16 protein-coding genes are annotated in these 18,534 nt (G+C 59.0%); 4 read left to right on the top strand and 12 right to left on the bottom strand.

Features of this window, described 5'->3' with window-relative positions; all coding sequences use genetic code 11:
- A partial coding sequence (locus VGG64_21930) for a carbon starvation CstA family protein (GenBank protein HEY1602278.1) occupies positions 1-1,376 on the top strand: 1,376 nt, incomplete at its 5' end.
- A 61-nt stretch (positions 1,377-1,437) separates the two neighbouring features.
- Here the strand turns inward: VGG64_21930 and VGG64_21925 are convergent.
- The 7 genes from VGG64_21925 to VGG64_21895 all read right to left on the bottom strand — a co-directional run bounded on the left by VGG64_21925 (position 1,438) and on the right by VGG64_21895 (position 10,437).
- Positions 1,438-3,720: an ABC transporter permease subunit/CPBP intramembrane protease gene (locus VGG64_21925; GenBank protein HEY1602277.1), complete on the bottom strand. Its 2,283-nt coding sequence runs from the start codon at positions 3,718-3,720 to the stop codon at positions 1,438-1,440.
- Between the two features lie 22 nt (positions 3,721-3,742).
- Positions 3,743-4,507: an ATP-binding cassette domain-containing protein gene (locus VGG64_21920; GenBank protein HEY1602276.1), complete on the bottom strand. Its 765-nt coding sequence runs from the start codon at positions 4,505-4,507 to the stop codon at positions 3,743-3,745.
- A 180-nt stretch (positions 4,508-4,687) separates the two neighbouring features.
- Entirely contained in the window at positions 4,688-5,797 is a 1,110-nt protein-coding gene (gene mqnC / locus VGG64_21915; protein HEY1602275.1) for a cyclic dehypoxanthinyl futalosine synthase, read from the bottom strand.
- Between the two features lie 51 nt (positions 5,798-5,848).
- Positions 5,849-6,667 carry a menaquinone biosynthesis protein gene (locus VGG64_21910; GenBank protein ID HEY1602274.1) on the bottom strand — a complete coding sequence of 273 codons (819 nt, stop codon included), beginning with the start codon at positions 6,665-6,667 and terminating at the stop codon, positions 5,849-5,851.
- A gap of 157 nt (positions 6,668-6,824) precedes the next feature.
- A complete protein-coding gene (locus VGG64_21905; protein ID HEY1602273.1) occupies positions 6,825-8,648 on the bottom strand; it encodes a hypothetical protein in 1,824 nt (607 codons plus the stop codon).
- A complete protein-coding gene (locus VGG64_21900; protein HEY1602272.1) occupies positions 8,645-9,418 on the bottom strand; it encodes an ABC transporter ATP-binding protein in 774 nt (257 codons plus the stop codon). The genes VGG64_21905 and VGG64_21900 overlap by 4 nt, the downstream gene beginning before the upstream one ends.
- Positions 9,415-10,437, bottom strand: coding sequence for a hypothetical protein (locus VGG64_21895; GenBank protein ID HEY1602271.1), 1,023 nt, complete (start codon positions 10,435-10,437; stop codon positions 9,415-9,417). Before VGG64_21895 ends, VGG64_21900 begins: the two co-directional genes overlap by 4 nt.
- A 348-nt stretch (positions 10,438-10,785) precedes the next feature.
- Here VGG64_21895 and VGG64_21890 point away from each other — a divergent pair, with 348 nt between their 5' ends.
- Positions 10,786-11,445 carry a peptidylprolyl isomerase gene (locus tag VGG64_21890; GenBank protein ID HEY1602270.1) on the top strand — a complete coding sequence of 220 codons (660 nt, stop codon included), beginning with the start codon at positions 10,786-10,788 and terminating at the stop codon, positions 11,443-11,445.
- A gap of 20 nt (positions 11,446-11,465) precedes the next feature.
- Here VGG64_21890 and VGG64_21885 read toward each other — a convergent pair whose 3' ends face one another.
- On the bottom strand, positions 11,466-12,113 hold the full coding sequence (locus VGG64_21885; GenBank protein ID HEY1602269.1) for a hypothetical protein: 648 nt from the start codon (positions 12,111-12,113) through the stop codon (positions 11,466-11,468).
- A gap of 303 nt (positions 12,114-12,416) precedes the next feature.
- On the opposite strand from VGG64_21885, the gene VGG64_21880 reads away from it, so the two are divergent.
- Both VGG64_21880 and VGG64_21875 read left to right on the top strand, forming a co-directional pair.
- Entirely contained in the window at positions 12,417-12,668 is a 252-nt protein-coding gene (locus VGG64_21880) for a hypothetical protein (protein HEY1602268.1), read from the top strand.
- 256 nt (positions 12,669-12,924) lie between these two features.
- The gene (locus VGG64_21875; protein HEY1602267.1) at positions 12,925-13,143 is read left to right on the top strand and encodes a hypothetical protein; all 219 of its coding nucleotides are present in this window, start codon (positions 12,925-12,927) and stop codon (positions 13,141-13,143) included.
- A 163-nt stretch (positions 13,144-13,306) separates the two neighbouring features.
- Here the strand turns inward: VGG64_21875 and VGG64_21870 are convergent, their stop codons facing one another.
- From VGG64_21870 to VGG64_21855, 4 genes are all read right to left on the bottom strand, one after another.
- A complete protein-coding gene (locus VGG64_21870; GenBank protein ID HEY1602266.1) occupies positions 13,307-15,469 on the bottom strand; it encodes a fused MFS/spermidine synthase in 2,163 nt (720 codons plus the stop codon).
- A 115-nt stretch (positions 15,470-15,584) separates the two neighbouring features.
- Positions 15,585-16,883 carry a 3-phosphoshikimate 1-carboxyvinyltransferase gene (gene aroA / locus VGG64_21865; GenBank protein HEY1602265.1) on the bottom strand — a complete coding sequence of 433 codons (1,299 nt, stop codon included), beginning with the start codon at positions 16,881-16,883 and terminating at the stop codon, positions 15,585-15,587.
- A 9-nt stretch (positions 16,884-16,892) separates the two neighbouring features.
- Positions 16,893-18,119 carry a PQQ-binding-like beta-propeller repeat protein gene (locus VGG64_21860; protein HEY1602264.1) on the bottom strand — a complete coding sequence of 409 codons (1,227 nt, stop codon included), beginning with the start codon at positions 18,117-18,119 and terminating at the stop codon, positions 16,893-16,895.
- 74 nt (positions 18,120-18,193) lie between these two features.
- Positions 18,194-18,534 (bottom strand): hypothetical protein (locus tag VGG64_21855; GenBank protein HEY1602263.1); only part of this gene is annotated, 341 nt, incomplete at its 5' end.

Genomic DNA, 18,534 nt, shown 5'->3' with positions numbered 1-18,534 from the left:
CGATCGCCTGTACAGTGCCAATTGCGCTGTTGATCGGTCTGTATATGTATAAGATCCGCAAAGGGCGGGTCATCGAGGCGTCGTTGATCGGCGCCGTCGCCACGCTGGCCGCGACCGTGGCGGGCAACTGGATCCCTGGCTCGGCACTGGAACCGTACTTTTCCCTCTCGCGCGAAGCGACGATCTGGGCCATCTGTGTTTACGGTTTTGTCGCTTCGGTATTGCCGGTGTGGCTGCTGCTGTGCCCGCGCGATTATTTGTCGAGCTTTTTAAAGATCGGCACCGTGATTCTTTTGGTCGCGGCGGTGATGGTGGCCAATCCCAAATTGCAGGCCCCCACGGTGAACCCGCTGTTTGCTTCGGGCGGCGGGCCGTACTTCAACGGCCCGATCTTCCCGTTTTGCTTTATCTGCATTATGTGCGGAGCGATTTCGGGCTTTCACGCGCTCGTCTCGTCGGGGACAACGCCCAAGATGATCGGCCGCGAGAGCCAGGTTCGCACGATCGGCTACGGGGCCATGCTAATCGAAGGACTGGTCGGCATCGTGGCGCTGTTGGCCGCGGCGTCGCTGCCGCAAGGGGACTATTGGGCCATCAATATCGATCTCTCCAAAGTCGAGCAGTATGCAGACAAGTTGACCGAGTTGGGCGCGTCGACCGACAACCTGCCCGAGATCGAACGGCAAGTGGGTGGCGAATCGCTGCGCGGCCGCACCGGAGGTGCCGTAACGTTGGCGGTGGGTATGTCGCAGATTTTTACCGAGGCCATGCATCGCGTGGCGGGAGGGGCCGTGAACCTCGAAGCAGTCATCAAGTATTGGTATCACTTCGCCATCATGTTCGAAGCGCTGTTTATCTTGACCACGATCGATACCGGCACGCGGATCGCGAGGTTTTTGCTGCAAGAAGCTCTGGGCAAGATCTATAAGCCGTTCGACCGCACCGATTGGCTGCCCGGCGCCGTGCTTTCGACGGCCCTGGTCACTGGGGCCTGGGGAGGGCTGATCTGGACCGGATCGATCGAGACGATCTGGCCGATGTTCGGTATCGCCAATCAAATGTTGGCCGTGATCGCGCTGACCGTTGTGACCACGGTGATGTTCAACGCCGGACGGGGTCGTTATGCGCCTTTAACGATTCTGCCGCTAATGTTCGTACTGGCCTCGACGATGACTGCCGGTTATCTGATGATCACCGGACCCTTCCAGAAGATGCTGGAGAACGGCTGGGAGAAGAGCAACACGCGCCTGCTGGTGCAAGGAAGCCTGAACATCTTCTTCACGCTCTTTATGGTCGTGGCTGTACTCGTGATTCTGGTCGAAGCCGTCCTGCGATGGCGCGCGGCCTCGCCCAATGAATCGACCACAAGCCGGTAAGCAGAGAGTTCGGCCGTCCAAGCTAATGCGGCCCACGTTTCCCATCGGATTCCATCACGCTTCAGCTGCCGGCGTACGGCGCATGCCCGGCGTGATGCTTGATGGCATCTTCCAATTGCTCTTCAGCCGATTTCGGGTAGGGAAGACGTCGGAACCAAACCAATAGGCCGATGGCTATCAGTCCCGTGATTGCCACTGTTGGTCCGTTGCAGAGGTAGCCCTCACCGTCCGGCGACTTGCGAATGATATGCGAGAGCAGCGGGTATCGCTCAAGCGCCTCCGCAGTGAGGAACATACTCGCCACGACGAGACTGTTGTGGGTCATGTGGAAGAGCATGCCGGGCAAAATGCTCCCAGTCTGCACGGCCACGTAGCCGATGATTAGCCCCAGCACAAAGGCCCCGATCGACTGTTGGAAAATGGAGTGAGTGATGGCGAAAAATAGGCTGGCCACAATGATGGCTCGCCACTTGTGGCCCATGTGCCGCAGCCCGGAAAGTATAAAACCGCGGAATGCCAACTCCTCGCATATGGCTGGGACAATGGCAATCACGATCAACATCTTCCAAAACTCGGGCGGCTCCTGGAACAGGCCAGAGAGCGCTTCTTTCAATTGCGAATTTATCGGGTAAAGCCGCTGCACGACCAGGTTGAACCAGCCGACCGCAGGGAAGGCTGCCACAGCCAACAGGATTGCCGCTGGTATTGCCGTAGCGCCGGGCCAGCGCAGGAGCAATGTCTGGCGCGCATTGCGGGCCAGCATGATCGTCATTAGTAGTGCCGGCGTGGCCACCACGACCAGTTGCGTCACGAGCGCGATCCGCGCCAAATCACCAAAGGAATGTACCTCGGGCGCTGCAAAGCTCATGAAGAAGTGGACCATCAGAATCAACACGCCACAGAATATGGCGCCAGCGACGGTCGGCGTATCCTCGCGATCGCGCAGTAATTGCCTGAGCCACAATCGCAAGTCGAGCCGCTCACTCTCGCGGAACAGTACGGATTCCGAGTTGAACTGATCCACCGCCCAACGTATGGCCAGCAAACAACAGGCGAGCGTCGCCATCAACACTGGAGGGCCATAGGTGAGCGCTTGGGCGTAGTTACCTTCCAGCATCGCGCGCAACAACAACACCACGCCCGTCACGGGAATCAAGCTATTGCCCAGGTTCAATTCCACGCCTGGCGACATGGGGAGCACGACCAGCGGCAACGTCACCAGCACCAAGGGCATCAGGTAATACTGCCCCTCCTTGCTGCTGCGGGCGAACGAAGCCAGTGCCATACACAATGCACTGAACAGAGCGGAGACAGGCACAAGGGCGATCGCCAGCCAAAGCGGGGCCAGCGGTGGCGGCGGACCAAACCGCGGAAGCTGACTCAAAAGTGCAGTTCCCGTCATCCCCATGCTGAACAGATTCAACATGGCGGTAACCATGCTGAAGAGCATGACCGTCAGCAGCTTGCCCCACACGATCTCGATGCGTTCGGCCGGGCTACTGAGCAACGTTTCTAGCGTGCCGCGTTCCTTTTCACCGGCGCAAAGATCGACGGCCGGATAAAACGCTCCGGTCAATGCCCAAATGAGGAGCAAAAACGGCAGAATCTTAGACCACAGTGCGGCGTCACGATGCCCCTTATCCGCCAGATCGCTATCCTTGGGCATGAAGGGCATGGCCGCATTATCTGGCAGATGGCCTGCCGAGAGATTCTCGCGGCCGATTTCGACCCCCCAGCGGACCAAGACACGTTCCAGCCGATCTTGCGTGACCTGCGATTTTTCCGTGGCCGTGCTGTAGTAGATTTCCGGTGGCGGTATGCGGACGATGGCGATCGACTCGACATCGACCGGTCTGGCACGGCTCATGGCATTCTGCAATTCAACCACGCGTTGCGCGAATTGCTCAGGGACGTACAAGACCGCATCGTAAGTCCCCTCTTCGATGGCTTCGCGCCAACCGGCGATCTGTTCGCGATGGTCGCCGCTGATTTGGTCATCGGGCAGGAACTCGACTTCCAGGACATGGCTATTCGCAGGGCGGACAGCGTTGCGACGTTCGGTCGCGTCGAGACTGCTATCCTGAAAATTGTCAGGCACCTTGAACCAACGTTCCGCGATATGCCCATCCTCAAAAAGTGCCGGCGTTTCCGGCAATCGCGAGGCGCCCACCACCAGGATTCTGGTCGTCTGTTCGCGTACGAACTGCGTGACCTGCACCATGCTCATGCCCAACAGCGGGTAGAGCACGACCGGCAGCACCGCGATCATGAACAGCGTGCGCCGGTCGCGCAGCTGATCACGCACCTCGCGGAGAAATATGACTTTGACGTTTTTCCAGTTCATGGGGCGCGGCCCGGCTGAGTGTTTATTTGGCAACCAGGTGCGGATGGGTCGAGTCGTGCGTGGAGATCAGGCGGAAGAACAGCTCTTCCAAATCGTGCTCTTCGTGAATCTCGCGCACGGCTTCCAGCGTGCCGGCCGTCAGGACATGCCCGCGGTGGACAATGGCGACCCGGTCGCAGAGTTTTTCCGCCTCGCGCATTATATGTGTGGAAAACAGCACGCACTTGCCTTGCACGCGGAGTTCGGCGATTGTGTCCAACAGGGCACGTGCCACGAGCACATCGAGCCCGCTGGTTGCTTCGTCGAAGATCAGTACCGGGGGATCGTGAACGAGCGCGCGGGCGATCGACACCTTTTGTCGCATGCCGGTGGACATCTTTGCCCCCAGCAATTCGCGGATGTCGTTCATCTTCAGTCGCTCGAAGAGTTGCTCCATGCGCGCCTGCAACGTTTCTTCGGCGATACCGTACAGACGGCCGAAGTACTCGACCATTTCCCAGGCCGTCATGCGGTCGTACATGCCCGTGTTGGCTGAAACGAAGCCAATTTGATGACGGACGTCCGAGGGTTGAGTGACGACGTCGTAACCATTGACGTTGACCGTGCCCGAGGTCGGTCGCAGCATGGTGCCGATGATTCGCAAAGCCGTGGTTTTGCCGGCGCCGTTAGGGCCGAGCAAGCCAAAGATTTCTCCGGCCAACGCTTCGAACCCGATCCCGCGCAGCGCGACGAACTTGCCACGGCGCAGATCGGAATATTCCTTGGTGAGATTCTCGACGTGGATCATGGCCGGTGGCCGCCGTATGAGGGTGTAACGGCAGTTTCGTTCCTTCGCCCCGATCCAGCGGGGACTGGTTCCACAGCAATGCCGCAAACCCTGGCGGGATGCGGCGTCACGGCAATATCAGCTTGCAGGCCGGCCTTGTCCGGCCTGGCGGCTGGAGAAAAACGGCTAGTACAGCTTAGCTCACGCCAGCACGGGCAGCGGGCCGCTCGTGGGAGCATCGATAAGCTCGTAACGCACGTTCCGTTGGCGGGGCTGGTAGCCAAGCTCACTAATTGCATCACGAATCTGAGTCAGGCTCAAGTAATGCACTGTGCCGGCCGAGGCAACGACATTTTCCTCGATCATGAGACTTCCCATGTCATTGGCACCATAGCAAAGAGCCAATTGGCCGATTTTCAGCCCTTGCGTCACCCAACTCGACTGAATGTTCGGAATGTTGTCGAGATACAGCCTGGCCACGGCCTGCGTCTTCAGGTACTCGAAGGCGCCAGCGCGGGGGACGTGGCTCAGATCCGTATGATCGGGCTGGAAGGTCCAGCAGATAAAAGCGGTAAAACCGCCCGTCTCGTCCTGCAATTGACGCAACCGCTCCAGGTGCTCAATCCGCTCCGCGAGGGTTTCGATATGGCCGAACATCATGGTGGCCGAGCCGCGACCGCCTAATTGATGCCACACGCGGCACACATCCAACCAATCGTCGCTCAGGACCTTGCCGCGCGTCATTTCGCGCCGCACTCGGTCGACCAGGATCTCGGCCCCGCCGCCAGGCAGGCTTCCCAGGCCGGCGGCCTTCAATCGTTCAAGCACGGTGCGCAAAGGAAGCTTAGCGACTTTTGTCAGGGCGTGAATCTCGGGTGGACTGAAGGCGTGCAGATTGACCTGAGGGAAGCGGGATTTGATGTCGCGTAGCAACTCTTCGTACCACTCGATCGGCAGATCGGGATTCATGCCCCCCTGCATCAAGATCTGATCGCCCCCCAGGTCGACGGTCTCCTGAACCTTGGTGAATATCTCGTGCCGGTCGAGCACGTATCCTTCAGGGCTCTTGGGCTTGCGATAGAAGGCGCAAAAATCACATACCGCCGAACAGACGTTCGTGTAGTTGATGTTTCGATCGATGTTATACGTGCGGTACGACTCGGGATGCAGGCGCCGCGTCACGGCATCGGCGGCACGGCCCAGCGCCGTCAAATCGCGCGATTCGATAAGTTGCAGCCCTTCGTTAGTACTCAAGCGCTGCCCAGCCACGGCCTTGTCCAGCAACTTGGTAATCGAAGCTACCACGTCGATATCCTTGCGTTCAAATCCGGGGATCTTTTGTGCACGTGCAATCGGTACTTATTATGGCGCGCTCGCGCTGACGTGTTCGCCCTGTTGTTGACCGGCGCTGGTCTCGGCGTGCAACTCGTCAGCATACTTCTGATACAGGGCTAATCCCTCATGCTCGCGTGGCCCAAGCACGAAGTGCAGGCAATCGCGTAGATACGACAAGCATTCGGGCCGGGTCAGGCCTAGCACGGGGGCCTCGGCCTCGGCTATTTGTTCCAAGTTGGCCAGCCCCGCGTCGCGCGCCGCACTGAGGGCCTGCTCGATGACACCGACTTTTTGACCGGAACGCACGACCCACATGGCGAACACGAAGGGCAATCCTGTCCAGCGGCACCATTCGTCGCCCACATCCCACACCGCGGCGAAGCGTCCGCCGGGCGAATTGATGGCTCGGTCACCAATCAGCAGCACGGCATCGGCTTGCGTATCCGCCAGGCCGAGATTGACGGCTAGTGGTTCGATGCGCGGTCTCACGCCAAAACGTCGGGAGAGCAGGATTTGCACCAGCACGGCGCTCGTGCGCGAGCCCTCGTCCAATGCCAACGTGCGAATCTGTGAGATAGGCACCCGTGAGAACATCTTCACCGACAGCACCGGTCCGCGGCAGGCGATGCAGGCATCCGAGACGATTTCATAGGAAGGGTCGCGAAAATACTCGATCGACGGAATGAGTGCCACGTCGAGGTGCCCGGCGGCTAGATCGTCGGCCAGTCGACTGGGCACGTCGAATACCAGCTGAGCCTGCGGGGCCAACTCCTCGAAGCGATAAACCAGCGGCTTCGTATTCAGATAACTGACCGCACCCACGCGGATTTTCGTTCCCGCGTCCATCATCTTCTCTCCTGCAGCGTGCATGTTCCGAGCACCGACCGCAGGGGCGTCCTAACGAACACATTCCTGCACGAGGGCTGGAGCATTATAGGAAGTAAGTAGTCGGTAGTCAGTAGTCGAACGTGAGTAGCGGCTGCCCGGGACCATTACCTTTTGCTCACGTTTCCAATCGCCGGAAGGCGCGAATGCCAATTGCCAGCGGCGCGGCCGTGACAATGACTCCTAACAAACAACCGGTAAATATCCCCGCGATTAACCAACGCCATTGTCGCTGAGGATCGAGTACCAGCGTATGGTGGCCCCCCTGCATTGACAAAAGATAAAAATGGCAGGGCACCGTCGTGATCAGTACCAGGGTCACGATGTAAGCCGCGCTGAGCACAAGGTTCAACGTGCCTCCAAATCCGGCCGCGATGCGAGCGGGCGAGTCCTCGCGCAGGTTAGGCATCCGGGCGCCCAAGCCCACGGCAATGCCTGCCAGGCCGGAGCAAAGCAGGACGCAGGCCAGCATGTGGACCCAGATTACGAGTTGCGAAACCCCTAGCATCAGGTCGCTGAGCACAATCAACGTCATGCAAGGGATGAGGGAGCCGAAGGCGGCGAATAGATACTTACTCCACAGGATGGTATCGCGGCGCACCGGTAGACGCCCCAGGATCCAGAATCGACGTCCCTCTAGGCTAATCATGGGAAAAATAAATCGCGTGGTGAAGGTCGATAGGATCAGTCCCACGACCGCCAGGTTAAGAAAGCTAATCATGTTCACCCAGGCGACGTAGTTGACGTCATAACTGAGGCGCCGTGTGTTCAAAAAGTAGAGTGCCAGCAAACCGAAGAAGATGAGAAACTGCGACCACTGCACGGGATCGCGGCGGAAGAGCCGGAGATCTTTGATGACGAGCAGTCGTAGTTTGAAGCCTAGCGGCCACAATAGGGTGTCGGCAATGCGATCGATCCAGGCCAGCTTTAGCTTGCGACGAACCGAATGCTCGCCCCACAGCACGCTATAGCCCGATCGATAAGTCCAACCCGCGGTGCGGACAGCCAGTAAATGGAGCAATAGCGCGTTCGAGATCGTGACCGCCAGAAACATAACACTCTCGGCAAGGGCTGCCTTGTGCGATTCCTCGTACCAACCACTGCGGGCAGCTTCGAGCAGGCCCGAGCTAAGCCACCAACTGGGTAGCAAACGGTTTTCCGTGGTGCGCAGCCGAGCCAGCATTTCGAGGAACCAGTCCGGCGTTAGTAACTCGCTGTTTTGCGCGCTAGCCAGGGACCAAATGAGTGTGACGGCAGTGGAGGCGGCGGCCACTGTGGCGATGATCAGCACATGCATGCGATTCGTCGGCGCAAAGCGGACAACCAGCATGCACACGATCGCACCAAGACTGCCGGGAATCCACACAAAGGCTGCCATAAACGGGAGCAGCAACGCGTAGTAGAACCAGGGGGCACCGACTACGACGCCGTAGGCGACCAGCATGGGGCTGCCCAGTAGCAGAAATCCCCAGCTGCTAAACAACATGCCCTGCGTGAACTTGTGCAGGAAAACGCGCTCGGCGCGCGCGGATGTGGTCAGCAAAAACGCCGTTTCTTCGGAACGGTACAGGCCGCTGTACATGATGATGCCCGTCGAGATTACGAGCATGACCGTCAGCGACGCAAAAAAGACGCTGTAGACGGCCCGCACTGTTTCATCATGTGTGCCGGACTCGGGAATGGCGTCGTCAAGAAAGCGGAAACTGAGCACGAACAGTACAAACAGTCCGGCCCATAGAAAAGCCGTGAGAAATGCGGCCAGCGAAACGCGCAACCGCGACACGGCCACCGCCTGCCGCAAAATATTACCGAGCAGACTCCGCCGAAGTTGCCAGAAGATCGCCGCCTCGGTGCGGAGATCGGGCATTTTCGGACGCACTCCGGTGACAACGTTCCGAGGCACGGTCGGCGGATTCCAGCCGTCGCTTGGCACGTGACTCATGGGCGGTCCTCGCCGGAGCCGGTCGACAAGGGTATTCGTGCTGGTGTATCGGCGGCGGTAAGCTTCAGGAACAATTGTTCCAGCGTTAATCGGCCGGCGTCCGACTGTGACTGCAATTCATCCAAGGTGCCAACACATTTCAATCGCCCGCGATCGACGATGCCGACACGGTCAGCCAGTTCTTCGGCCAAGGACAGCGAGTGTGTGGACATGAAGATGGTCGTTCCTGCCGCGGCGCGTGCCCGCAGCAGGTCTTTTACTAGTCGAATCGTGCGCGGGTCGAGCCCAACCGTCGGTTCATCCAAGACCAGGACGTCCGGGTCGTGCAGCAATGCGGCGGCCAACGCGACTCGCTGCTTCATGCCGTGCGAGTAGCTTTCGCAGAGGTCATCGACGAAATCATCGAGCTCGAACCGGGCTATTTCGCGCGCCATGCGCTCGTTGCCGGTCCGACCGTCCAAGCCGTACATGCCAGCGATGAAATTCAAAAACTCACGGCCCGTCAGCTTGTCATACAGATAGGGTTCATCAGGAATGAAACCTACGCGACTGTTGGCTTGCCGACACTCGGTGACGACGTCAAATCCGCAGACGCGTACTTCGCCGACGGACGGACGGAGTAGCCCGACCAGCATCTTGATCGAGGTCGTTTTGCCGGCGCCGTTGGGGCCGAGAAAGGCAAATATCTCGCCGGCCGGCACGACCAGCTCCAGGTTGGCCACGGCAATCTTGCGACCGTAATTCCGGCTGACGTTGCGAAATTCGATCATGGAGAATCTACGGACTCCGTCTGGTGGTTCGGCGCCGTGACGTTCTCCAGGTCGACAGGAGGGGCACGCAAGGGCCGAGTCGTATCTGGCATTTCGCCCGTAGAGGGTTCGTCCGGGTCAGTACGCACGAACGTAAGACGCGACGACAATAGCACGACTTCCTGCTTGATCACGTCCCCCTGGTAGTCAACCCACATCTGAGCGCGCGCCGACTGATCGCTGGTTAAGCTCAGGCCGGGATCGCTACGATAGACCACCAGCAAGGCTGGAACAATTCGATCATGCCAGAGGATGGGATCCTTGCGCTCGACAACCGCATGCAGCAGTTCAATCGGCGAATTCGGGGGACGAAAGGGGCTGTAAACCGGCACTGTCCAATGCTGTCCCACGCGCAGACCGGGCAACCGCGTTTGCGGTGACAGGATGTCACCGATCAGGGCGTCGGGAGGAATGGCAATTTGCGTGTGATACTCGATCTCGCCAGAATGCATGAGGATGTGCATTGCGTCGCCCACCATCTTGCCACGCATGACGACAGTCAAATCCATGCCGGCCAATAAGGAGCGGCGACCGGCGTCGCCCTCGGGCGGACCAATCCTGGTTGTCGACAAAAAATTGATCGGTCGATTGAGAGGATCGATGTCGATTGTTGCTTCGGAGTCGACGCCAATATCGGCCACTCCATTTGTATTTTTGGAGTCCAGCACCTTCATGAAGGCACCGATCCAGGCCGGCGTCAATTCCGCCAACGGCAGCTCGCGCAGCGTGACCCGACAGTAAAGTTGGTTGATGCCGTCGTCGAGCCGGGCCGTACGCGATATCGCGCCACCGAGCCTCTTACCGTTCAACAGGATGTCCCAGCCAACAGGCGCATTAGCGGTCGAATTGACATCAAGGATGGTTCGGTAACTGGGCGGATCGCCCACCAAAAGCGGTGGCAAAATCTTCTCTTTTACGAGCCACCCAGTCGTGGCCAGCCAGAAAAGTACGATCGCCACGCTATATCCGCGAGTGAACACGACCCTGCTACCTCACTGCTTTACCGTTGGCCCCCCCGCGGCACTCCAGGGTGCCATTGTAACAAAAAAGGCACAAAAACTGTTCCAGTCTCACGGTTTGCCGGACTTTCCGAACTTTCCTCCTCGGGCCACGTCCGTTTCATGGCGGGCCAGGGAGTTGCGCGATCCCATCCGACAGGAAGCGGCATTGCGAAAAACTGGTCATGGAAGCATGATACCCGCCCGCCGGAGCGTCATCTGGACTGGCGATCGGCGTCCACCGTGCCACGGGGACAGTGCAGCCGAGGCTCCGAGTGGAACTCCCGTGACTCGGGTCTACTTCCGCGTACCCGTTGAAAAGGTGTCCTGATGACCCGTCGCTTTACCCTGCCCCCTTGTTTCGTCTTGGCGCTCATCATGGGGTGCTCCCGGGCGGAGCAGACGGTGCCGCCAGAGGCTTCCATTGCTGTTGAGGGAAAGATCGCCGATCGACCGCCTGTTGGCGCGGCGCTGCGAACGGACCTAAATCCGACCGTGCTGCTACGCACTTCAGAGGGAATGATCAAACTTCGGCTTGATGCCGTTAAAGCCCCCCTGACGGTCGACAACTTTCTGACGCAGGTCGATAGTGGATTTTATGACAAAACCATCTTTCATCAGGTGGAAGCCGGCTATGTGATACTCGGCGGTGGATTTCAAGGAGACCTGGCCGAGCGCAAAAGCCGCTACAGCATCCCCAACGAAGCGAGCAACGGCCTATCGAACCGCCGCGGAACAATCGCGATGGCACGTCCGGCGGACTCGCTGGAAAGCGGGACTGGCCAGTTCTTCATCAACGTGGCGGACAATCCAGACTTGGATCGTCGCGGTGATTCGCCCGAACAGTGCGGCTATTGCGTGTTTGGGGAAGTTGTCGAGGGACTGGACGTCGTGGACCGCATTGCCAAGGTTCAGACGCGCGACGTGCGCGAATTTGTAAAATTGCCGGTGCGCACGGTATTGATCGAAGGCGTCACGAAAATCCGTTGAGCACTTGCTAATGGATGGCGCTATTGTCTGGGGGTCTTCAAGCCCCAGACCTTGGCCTGCGATCGACGTATCGCCATGATGCTCTCTTCGTGACGAGTCCGCAACTCGGGGAGCAAGTTCGACACGGTATAGATCCGGCCCGTGGGCTTGTTGAAATCGCGCCCCGTTGGTGTGCCACCTAGCATCTTTCCTAACTCATTGCCACCGGGTGCTTCCGCCATGTATTGCAAGAGCTTGTAGCCGTCTGGGCCGCGCACCAGGCGATGCAGGATGCTCTTGCCCGTCGGCATACGCGACATGCGGTCAAGCTTGTCGAACGACAAGGGATAGCGAGCAATTTGCTGGGAGAATTTGCGTCCGTCTTTCGTGCGCAGCTCACGTACCAGCAGTTCGCTATCGTCGGGCACGCGGCGGAGCAACTCGTCCTGCCGCGGTACCTTCCAGCCTCGGCGCCAGAGCTCCTCGAAAAGCCCGCGCACCTGCGACCGCGAGATGATCTCTCCCGGTCTGAAGTTTGGCTGGCTGGCAAAGTAGTTTTCGGTCAGCGATTCGATTTCGTCGACGCCGGGCATGGGCAGCTTGTCGGCGGCCGTCGAGACTGTGACCAACAGCAACGACACGGCGCAGAAGGAAGCGGCAATCGGAAGGATTCTGGCTGATCGATGCATGGCGGTACCACCTGTCGGGCGCTGCGACGATTGGCGACGGACCTAGCCCCGCTTTGAAACGGGACCGGCCCCATCGAAACCATAGCTTGTCAAGCGGCTAGGCGCGGCACGCCGCTACTATGTAGATCGACGCTTCTGCTTCCTATTCCTTGATTTGCGTGCTAAATTCAGCCGCGTTACGCAGTGAAAACGGGGCCTGGTGCAGTACGGCCTTTGCTTGCAGTCCCCCCGTTCGGAGCAATGTTCAGTCCCATGGGCGTTTTGGTTCACGCGATAGATCGGTCCGAGCTGGCACCCTTTGGGATGTCTGACCGTTTCCGCCACGAGATCGCCTATTTCATTGCCATTCCCGAAGAAACGGGGCATCCCCCGACTGCGGCAGGGGAGTATTGGATCGATCTCGCGCAGGCACGGGAATGGTACGACGATGGGGCCATCTTGCTGGTCTCGCCGCTAGACAGTCAGAATCGGACCGAGGTCGAGCTCTCTGAGGAGCAGGAGAGCTGGCTGGAATGGCTGCTGGCTAACCAGGTTTCGCATGTTCGCCTGGTTTAACAGAATCCTCATCCCTTGTTGCGCGGTGAACTGGCCCGGTTCTCAGCACCGCCGGCCCATCCGCGCGAACCTGGTTGGCAAGCTAAAGGTCCCTTTAGCTACCTAGTTCGCCTGGCCCTCGCAAGCCGTGGTAGCAGCTTACGAATCTCATCTCATGGCGGTAAAGCAAGCCTGTTTTATGTTGAATGCGCGATTTTGTCGGGTACGATATCGGGGTCCAAAGTTCGGCGGCCAAACGGTAGAAGGAGATACCGCCATGGCGAAGACGACGTATTTCGTGCAGGAATGCCCGACGTGTGGTCGAACGCTACACGTCCGCGTCGAGTACTTGGGCAAGCGGCTGGTTTGTCAGCATTGCGGCGGGGCGTTAGTGGCGTCTGACCCAGAAGGAGCTCCGAGTCGCGCCAGCCGTCTGCTCGATCGCGCGGAAGAGTTGTTGCAATCGACGGTGCGTAGGGCCCCTGGCTGCACGTAATCGCACGACGCGCTTCGACACGCGCTCTCTCACATCTTTGCTTTAGACAGCATATTGGCACACAGGTGCAACCAGGCACCCGTGATGGGGGCGGTGTTGTCGTTGACGATCCCTTCGCTGGTAATTAGCGCGAGTTGTTACAAGTAGCAACAGCGCGTCGTCGTCATTCCGGCGCTACGTTTGACCTGCCCGGCAGCCAACGTGGGAACCAGTCTGGCATTGGTGGCCACTCGTACTTGCTCAACACCTGCCACAGGCTGCCGTAGTCGTCGGTCCATACTACCGGTTCGACATTTTCGTTTAGCGGACTTAGGTACGGAGCCACGTCTGCCGATTTGAGAAACTCCTGATTGCTGGTAACAAATGCCCAGTCGGCTCCGAATACTCCACGTTCCCAATCTTCGTCCGAGACACACCTCCGCGCCTCTTTGCCAGATCCTTCCGCCATCGCCCGAATAACCGGTGTCAGATCGACATTCCGGTTCAAAATGTTGACGACCAGAATGCCGTCAGGCTTGAGATGCTGCCAATACATGGCGACGCATTCCTTCGTCAGTAAGTGCATGGGAATTGCGTCGCTGCTGAACGCGTCCATGACCAGGATGTCGTACTGCTGCGGTCCCGCCACGGCCAACTCGTTTTCCAACTCGAGCCTTGCATCTCCTTCGACGATACTCCACTCGGCCGGCGTATCGTCCAGGTAATAGAAGTAATCCTGCGCGATGCGGATCACGTCGGGATTGATGTCGTAGAAACGGAATGTGTCCCCCGTTTGGGCAAGTGCCGCGATCGTGCCCGTGCCCAGCCCTACCACACCGACGCGCAGTCCCTGCTGCTCGGGATTCTCCGCCGACCGTCGCGGGTGCGCGAGGATCGCCAGCCCGATGCCAGAATCCGTTGCGTAGTAGCTGGTGGTCCAGGTGCGTTTATCTCCCTCGAGCAATTGCATGCCGTGCCAAATGCCTCCGTGGATAAGCTTGCGCACTGTGCATCCGAGAGTCTCGTCGGGCGTGTCCTTAACGCGCAACACGCCGTAAAAGTTGCGGCTGGCGGCGACGACTTCGCTGCGGAACTTTGTAATGTGGATCACTAGCACCGAGCCCAACGCCATAAATGCCAATAAAAGGACAGCCAGTAGCCAGGTGGGGCGACCACGGTGTAGCGAGGTCTGCGGATCGCGCACAAGCGCCGCGACCGCCAGGGCACAGCAGGCCACAAGTGCCAGGTGATACTCCCAGAATCCCGTGAAAATCGCTGGGGCCACTAACGCCACAAGCACGCCACCCAACGCTCCGCCACTGGCCACACACAAATAGAACAGCGTCAGATGTTGCGCGTGCGGTCTGGCCCGCACCAATTCACCGTGGCAGACCATGGCGCAGGCAAAAAGCGCCAGGCTGAAAATGCCAATTTGCAGCGTTAAGGGGGCCTCGACGGCAATGTACAGCATTGTCGTGGCGCCAATTACTGAGACGACAAGCAGCGACAAAAAAACTCTTCGATCATACCAGCGTGGGCTATCGAAACAGATGATGAATGTGAGTAAGTACAACGTGAGTGGCAATATCCACAGAAAGGGAACGACGGCGACTTCCTGGCAGATTTGATTCGTTGTAGCCATCAGCATGGCCGAAGCACTGGCTGCCAGCCCCAACCACAGCGTCATCGTGGTCCAGCGGGGACGGCCCTCGGACGATTCACGGGGTTCAGCGTCTGCCGGCCCAGGCGTGGCACCCGTTTGTTGGCGGCTGCTGAACACGACCTGCGCCGCGCACAGGAGACAGGCGACCGCAAATCCAACGTACCCCCATGACCAGCCGTGTGTCTGGGACCTGAGATGCAAATTTGGCTCGACGAGAAAGGGGTAACTCAACAGCGCCAGCAATGAGCCGACGTTCGACAGCGCGTACAATCGATAGGGAGAACCAGCGTGCGTTCGTGCAAACCAGGCTTGCAAAAGAGGGCCGGTCGCCGAGATCAAGAAATAGGGCGCGCCGATCGTAAACACGAGCAGCGTTAGAATCTGCCAGGTGGGTGATGCTTCGACAACCGAGCGATACGACGGATCAGCCACGATCGGCAAGAACCATAACGAACCAGCCAACAGCGCGCCATGCACGAGTGCTTGCGCCCGCGGTGCCAGCCAGGCATTCAACCCGTGGGCGTAAATGTAGCCACCCAATAGCAGCATCTGAAAGAACAGCAGGCAAGTGGTCCAAACCGCCGGCGTGCCGCCGAACCACGGCAGGATCTGTTTGCCCAGGATGGGCTGTACTAGAAACAGCAGAAAAGCACTCCAAAAAATGGTCAGCGCGTACCAGATCATGAGGAACCTAGCAGGATGCAGTATTTGGCCTAGAACTTGTCAGCCAGTGGCACATACGTAATGGCCTGTTTGGCCCACGAGTATACTCGACAACAACCCGCAGGCCTGTGAGCCATCAGCAGGCTCGTGATCGAGTCAGCTGAGCCAGATCGTCGAAGTAACGGGGATAGGTTTTCGCTGTGCAGGTCGGATTGCGGATCACAACGCCCGGTACGCGCAGACCGACCAGCGCCATACTCATGGCCATGCGATGATCGTCATAGGTGTCGATCGTCGCGCCGTGCAAGGTCTTGGGAAAAATGCGCAAGCCGTCCTGGCGCTCGTCGATCTCGGCCCCGAACTTGCGCAGCTCGGTCGCCAGTGCCGCGATGCGGTCGGTTTCCTTGTGCCGGATATGCGCCACGCCGGTAATGGTCGTAGGGCCTTCGGCAAAGATAGCAACCGCGGCAAGAGTCTGAACGGTGTCGCTTATCGCATTCATGTCGACGTCGATACCGCGGAGCTTCTCCGGCGCACTGACCGTAATCCCTTGCGCCGATTCCTTCGTCGTGCAGCCCATCCGCGCCAGCACGTCGACGAATTGGACGTCTCCTTGCAAGCTGGCTCGTGAAAGACCATTGACCGTCACTTCTCCGCCGGCAATGGCGGGCGCGGCCCAAAAATAGCTAGCTGCCGACGCGTCGGGCTCGATGGCGTAGTTCCGGCCCCGATAACCGGCCGAGACCGGAATTGAAAAGTGAGCAAGATCTGGTGGATCGACGGCCACGCCAAAAGCACCCATCACACCCAGCGTCATGCGTACGTAGGGCTGCGAGACCAATTCGCCGATCACCGCAAGCTCGACAGGCGTAGCCGCGTAAGGTGCGGCCATCAACAGCCCGCTAAGAAACTGGCTGGAGACATTGCCGCGCAGCTCTGCCCGTCCCCCCGCTAAGCCCGTTGCATGGACAACGACCGGTGGGCAGCCATTGCCCGTTTCACTTTGCACATTCGCACCCAATTGGGCCAGCCCGCGAATCAGGTCATCGATCGGCCGCTCGCGCATCCGCGGCGTGCCATCGAGCCGAAACGTTCCTTGGCCCAAGGCGAGCATGGCGGTGAGAAAGCGTACGGTGGTGCCACTGTTGGCGATATATAACTCGGCCTTGCTTGCTGGTATCCGGCCGCCGCAGCCTGCGATGGTGACCGATTCGTGCAATGCGTCGAGATCGATCATCAGCCCCAACTGGGCCAGCGCGGCAAGCATGACCTGGGTGTCTTCGCTGTCGAGACAGCCGGTTAATGTCGACGTACCGTCTGCCAGCGCCGCGCAGACCAGCGCGCGGTTGGTAATGCTCTTCGAGCCCGGGGGACGAATGATCGCGGCGAGAGGGCCTGTCGGCTCGACGACGCAAGTTTCGGAGTGAGAATCCACGGCGGCGGCTCAGTGTCCTGCGATTTTCCACAGATGGCCGTCAGTGCGCACGTAGATTGCGCCGTCGGCGATCACCGGCGTTCCGAAGATGGGCTCACCAAATTCACCGCGCGACACGATCTCGCCGGAAGTGTCGCCAAGCTGGACCACTTGGGCCAAGCCGTCTTGATTGAAGATGTAAAGATGTTCCGCAGCTACCACCGGAGTGGCCCAGAATTGTCCCTTCAACCGCAGCTTCCACTTTACTTCGCCTGTGGCCGCATCGCCGCACAGCAGTACGCCCGCGCTGTTGATCGAATAGACCCGGCCCTTGTAGACCACGGGGCTGGGGTTACCCGGGGCGAGCGTATTCTGGGTCCAAACAACTTCGGCCGCGTTGGCTGACGGTTGATAGCGCAAGGCCGTCAGCCCACCCGAAGCCAGGTATATCGTGTCTCCGTCGGCGACCGGCGAGGGAATCGCCGAGCAGGCGACTTCATAGCTCCATACTTGCTCACCCGTGTGTGGATTATGAGCCGTGAAACGCGTGGGGGATTGCAACAGCACGAGGTCCTGCCCGCGTGTCGGGCCGCGTAATACGGCCGGCGATGTCCAATTCATCTCCGCAGGGCGAGGAATTTTCCAGCGCGTTTCTCCGGTTTCTATATCGAGTCCTGCCGCGAACGAGTCTCCCTTGTTTTCGACTTGCACGACCACCGTATCTCCCAGCACCAGCGGCGAGGCCGACATGCCGACATCGTTGACCGCGGTGGGAAAATCGTGTGTCAAACCTCGATACCAAAGCAGATTTCCGTCCAAATCCAAGCAGGCTACGTCGTTGGAAGAGAACATGGCGAAAATACGCTTACCGTCGCTGGAAGGCGTGTTGGCAGCGACCGAACTGGTGGGGTGGCACATCGTACGGCCGGTGGCCCAGAATTGCCGCTCCCAGTCGAGCGCACCGGTCTTGGCATCGATTGAGACGATGTGCAAACGGTCCTGATTAAACCCACTCGACGATGTCGCGATCAGTTTTCCAGCCACAAGGATCGGACTCGACACGCCACGGCCCGGTAGCGCAGTTTTCCAGGCGACGTTTTGTTCCGACCCTGTTTCGTCCTTGGCCAGCGCCAGGGGGGCCTGGTCGCTCGTGGAAATGGCTTGATTGTCCGATCCGCGGAAATGCAACCAATCAGCCCCGGAAAGCGTTGCGAATCCGATTGCCAATAGCAGGAGTCGCAATAGGGCAAGTCGCATGAAATAATCCCTTAATGATTTCGTCGCGAGTTGTTCGGGAACGTCTCGAGCATCCTGGCCCGACGCAATTCTGATTAACGCGCCGGCAGATTCGTGGCACGAGCCACACGATCGCGCGACAGAATGGCGGTGCCGGATGCGTCGCACACACGCAATTGGAAATCCCAGTCCTGGGCCCAGCTTTCTTTTTGCTGGTTCTGGCAGACCTTCACAAGAATAACATTGCGGCCTGCTTTGAGCTTGCCCCGGCCGATGTATTGATCCATCTGTGAGCCGGCATGGTAAACCTTGTTGGCCGATAGCAATTCGCCGTTCAGCCAAATCTTGTTGGCGTTCGTACTTTGTAAACGTAACTCCACGGGACCTGCCACTCGCGCATCAAACTCAGCGGCCGCGTAGCAGGTCACCGCGTTCT

It is taken from the genome of Pirellulales bacterium (assembly GCA_036490175.1).
In the GTDB taxonomy this organism is placed as follows: domain Bacteria; phylum Planctomycetota; class Planctomycetia; order Pirellulales; family JACPPG01; genus JACPPG01.
This window is presented reverse-complemented; position numbering and strand designations above follow the sequence as displayed.

What these genes read in the sequence shown, in the direction of transcription:
- VGG64_21925 (HEY1602277.1), bottom strand. Translation starts at nt 3,720, where the DNA reads ATGAACTGGAAAAACGTCAAAGTCATATTTCTCCGCGAGGTGCGTGAT.
- VGG64_21920 (HEY1602276.1), bottom strand. Translation starts at nt 4,507, where the DNA reads ATGATCCACGTCGAGAATCTCACCAAGGAATATTCCGATCTGCGCCGT.
- VGG64_21910 (HEY1602274.1), bottom strand. Translation starts at nt 6,667, where the DNA reads ATGGACGCGGGAACGAAAATCCGCGTGGGTGCGGTCAGTTATCTGAAT.
- VGG64_21905 (HEY1602273.1), bottom strand. Translation starts at nt 8,648, where the DNA reads ATGAGTCACGTGCCAAGCGACGGCTGGAATCCGCCGACCGTGCCTCGG.
- VGG64_21900 (HEY1602272.1), bottom strand. Translation starts at nt 9,418, where the DNA reads ATGATCGAATTTCGCAACGTCAGCCGGAATTACGGTCGCAAGATTGCC.
- VGG64_21890 (HEY1602270.1), top strand. Translation starts at nt 10,786, where the DNA reads ATGACCCGTCGCTTTACCCTGCCCCCTTGTTTCGTCTTGGCGCTCATC.
- VGG64_21885 (HEY1602269.1), bottom strand. Translation starts at nt 12,113, where the DNA reads ATGCATCGATCAGCCAGAATCCTTCCGATTGCCGCTTCCTTCTGCGCC.
- VGG64_21880 (HEY1602268.1), top strand. Translation starts at nt 12,417, where the DNA reads ATGTCTGACCGTTTCCGCCACGAGATCGCCTATTTCATTGCCATTCCC.
- VGG64_21875 (HEY1602267.1), top strand. Translation starts at nt 12,925, where the DNA reads ATGGCGAAGACGACGTATTTCGTGCAGGAATGCCCGACGTGTGGTCGA.
- VGG64_21870 (HEY1602266.1), bottom strand. Translation starts at nt 15,469, where the DNA reads ATGATCTGGTACGCGCTGACCATTTTTTGGAGTGCTTTTCTGCTGTTT.
- VGG64_21860 (HEY1602264.1), bottom strand. Translation starts at nt 18,119, where the DNA reads ATGCGACTTGCCCTATTGCGACTCCTGCTATTGGCAATCGGATTCGCA.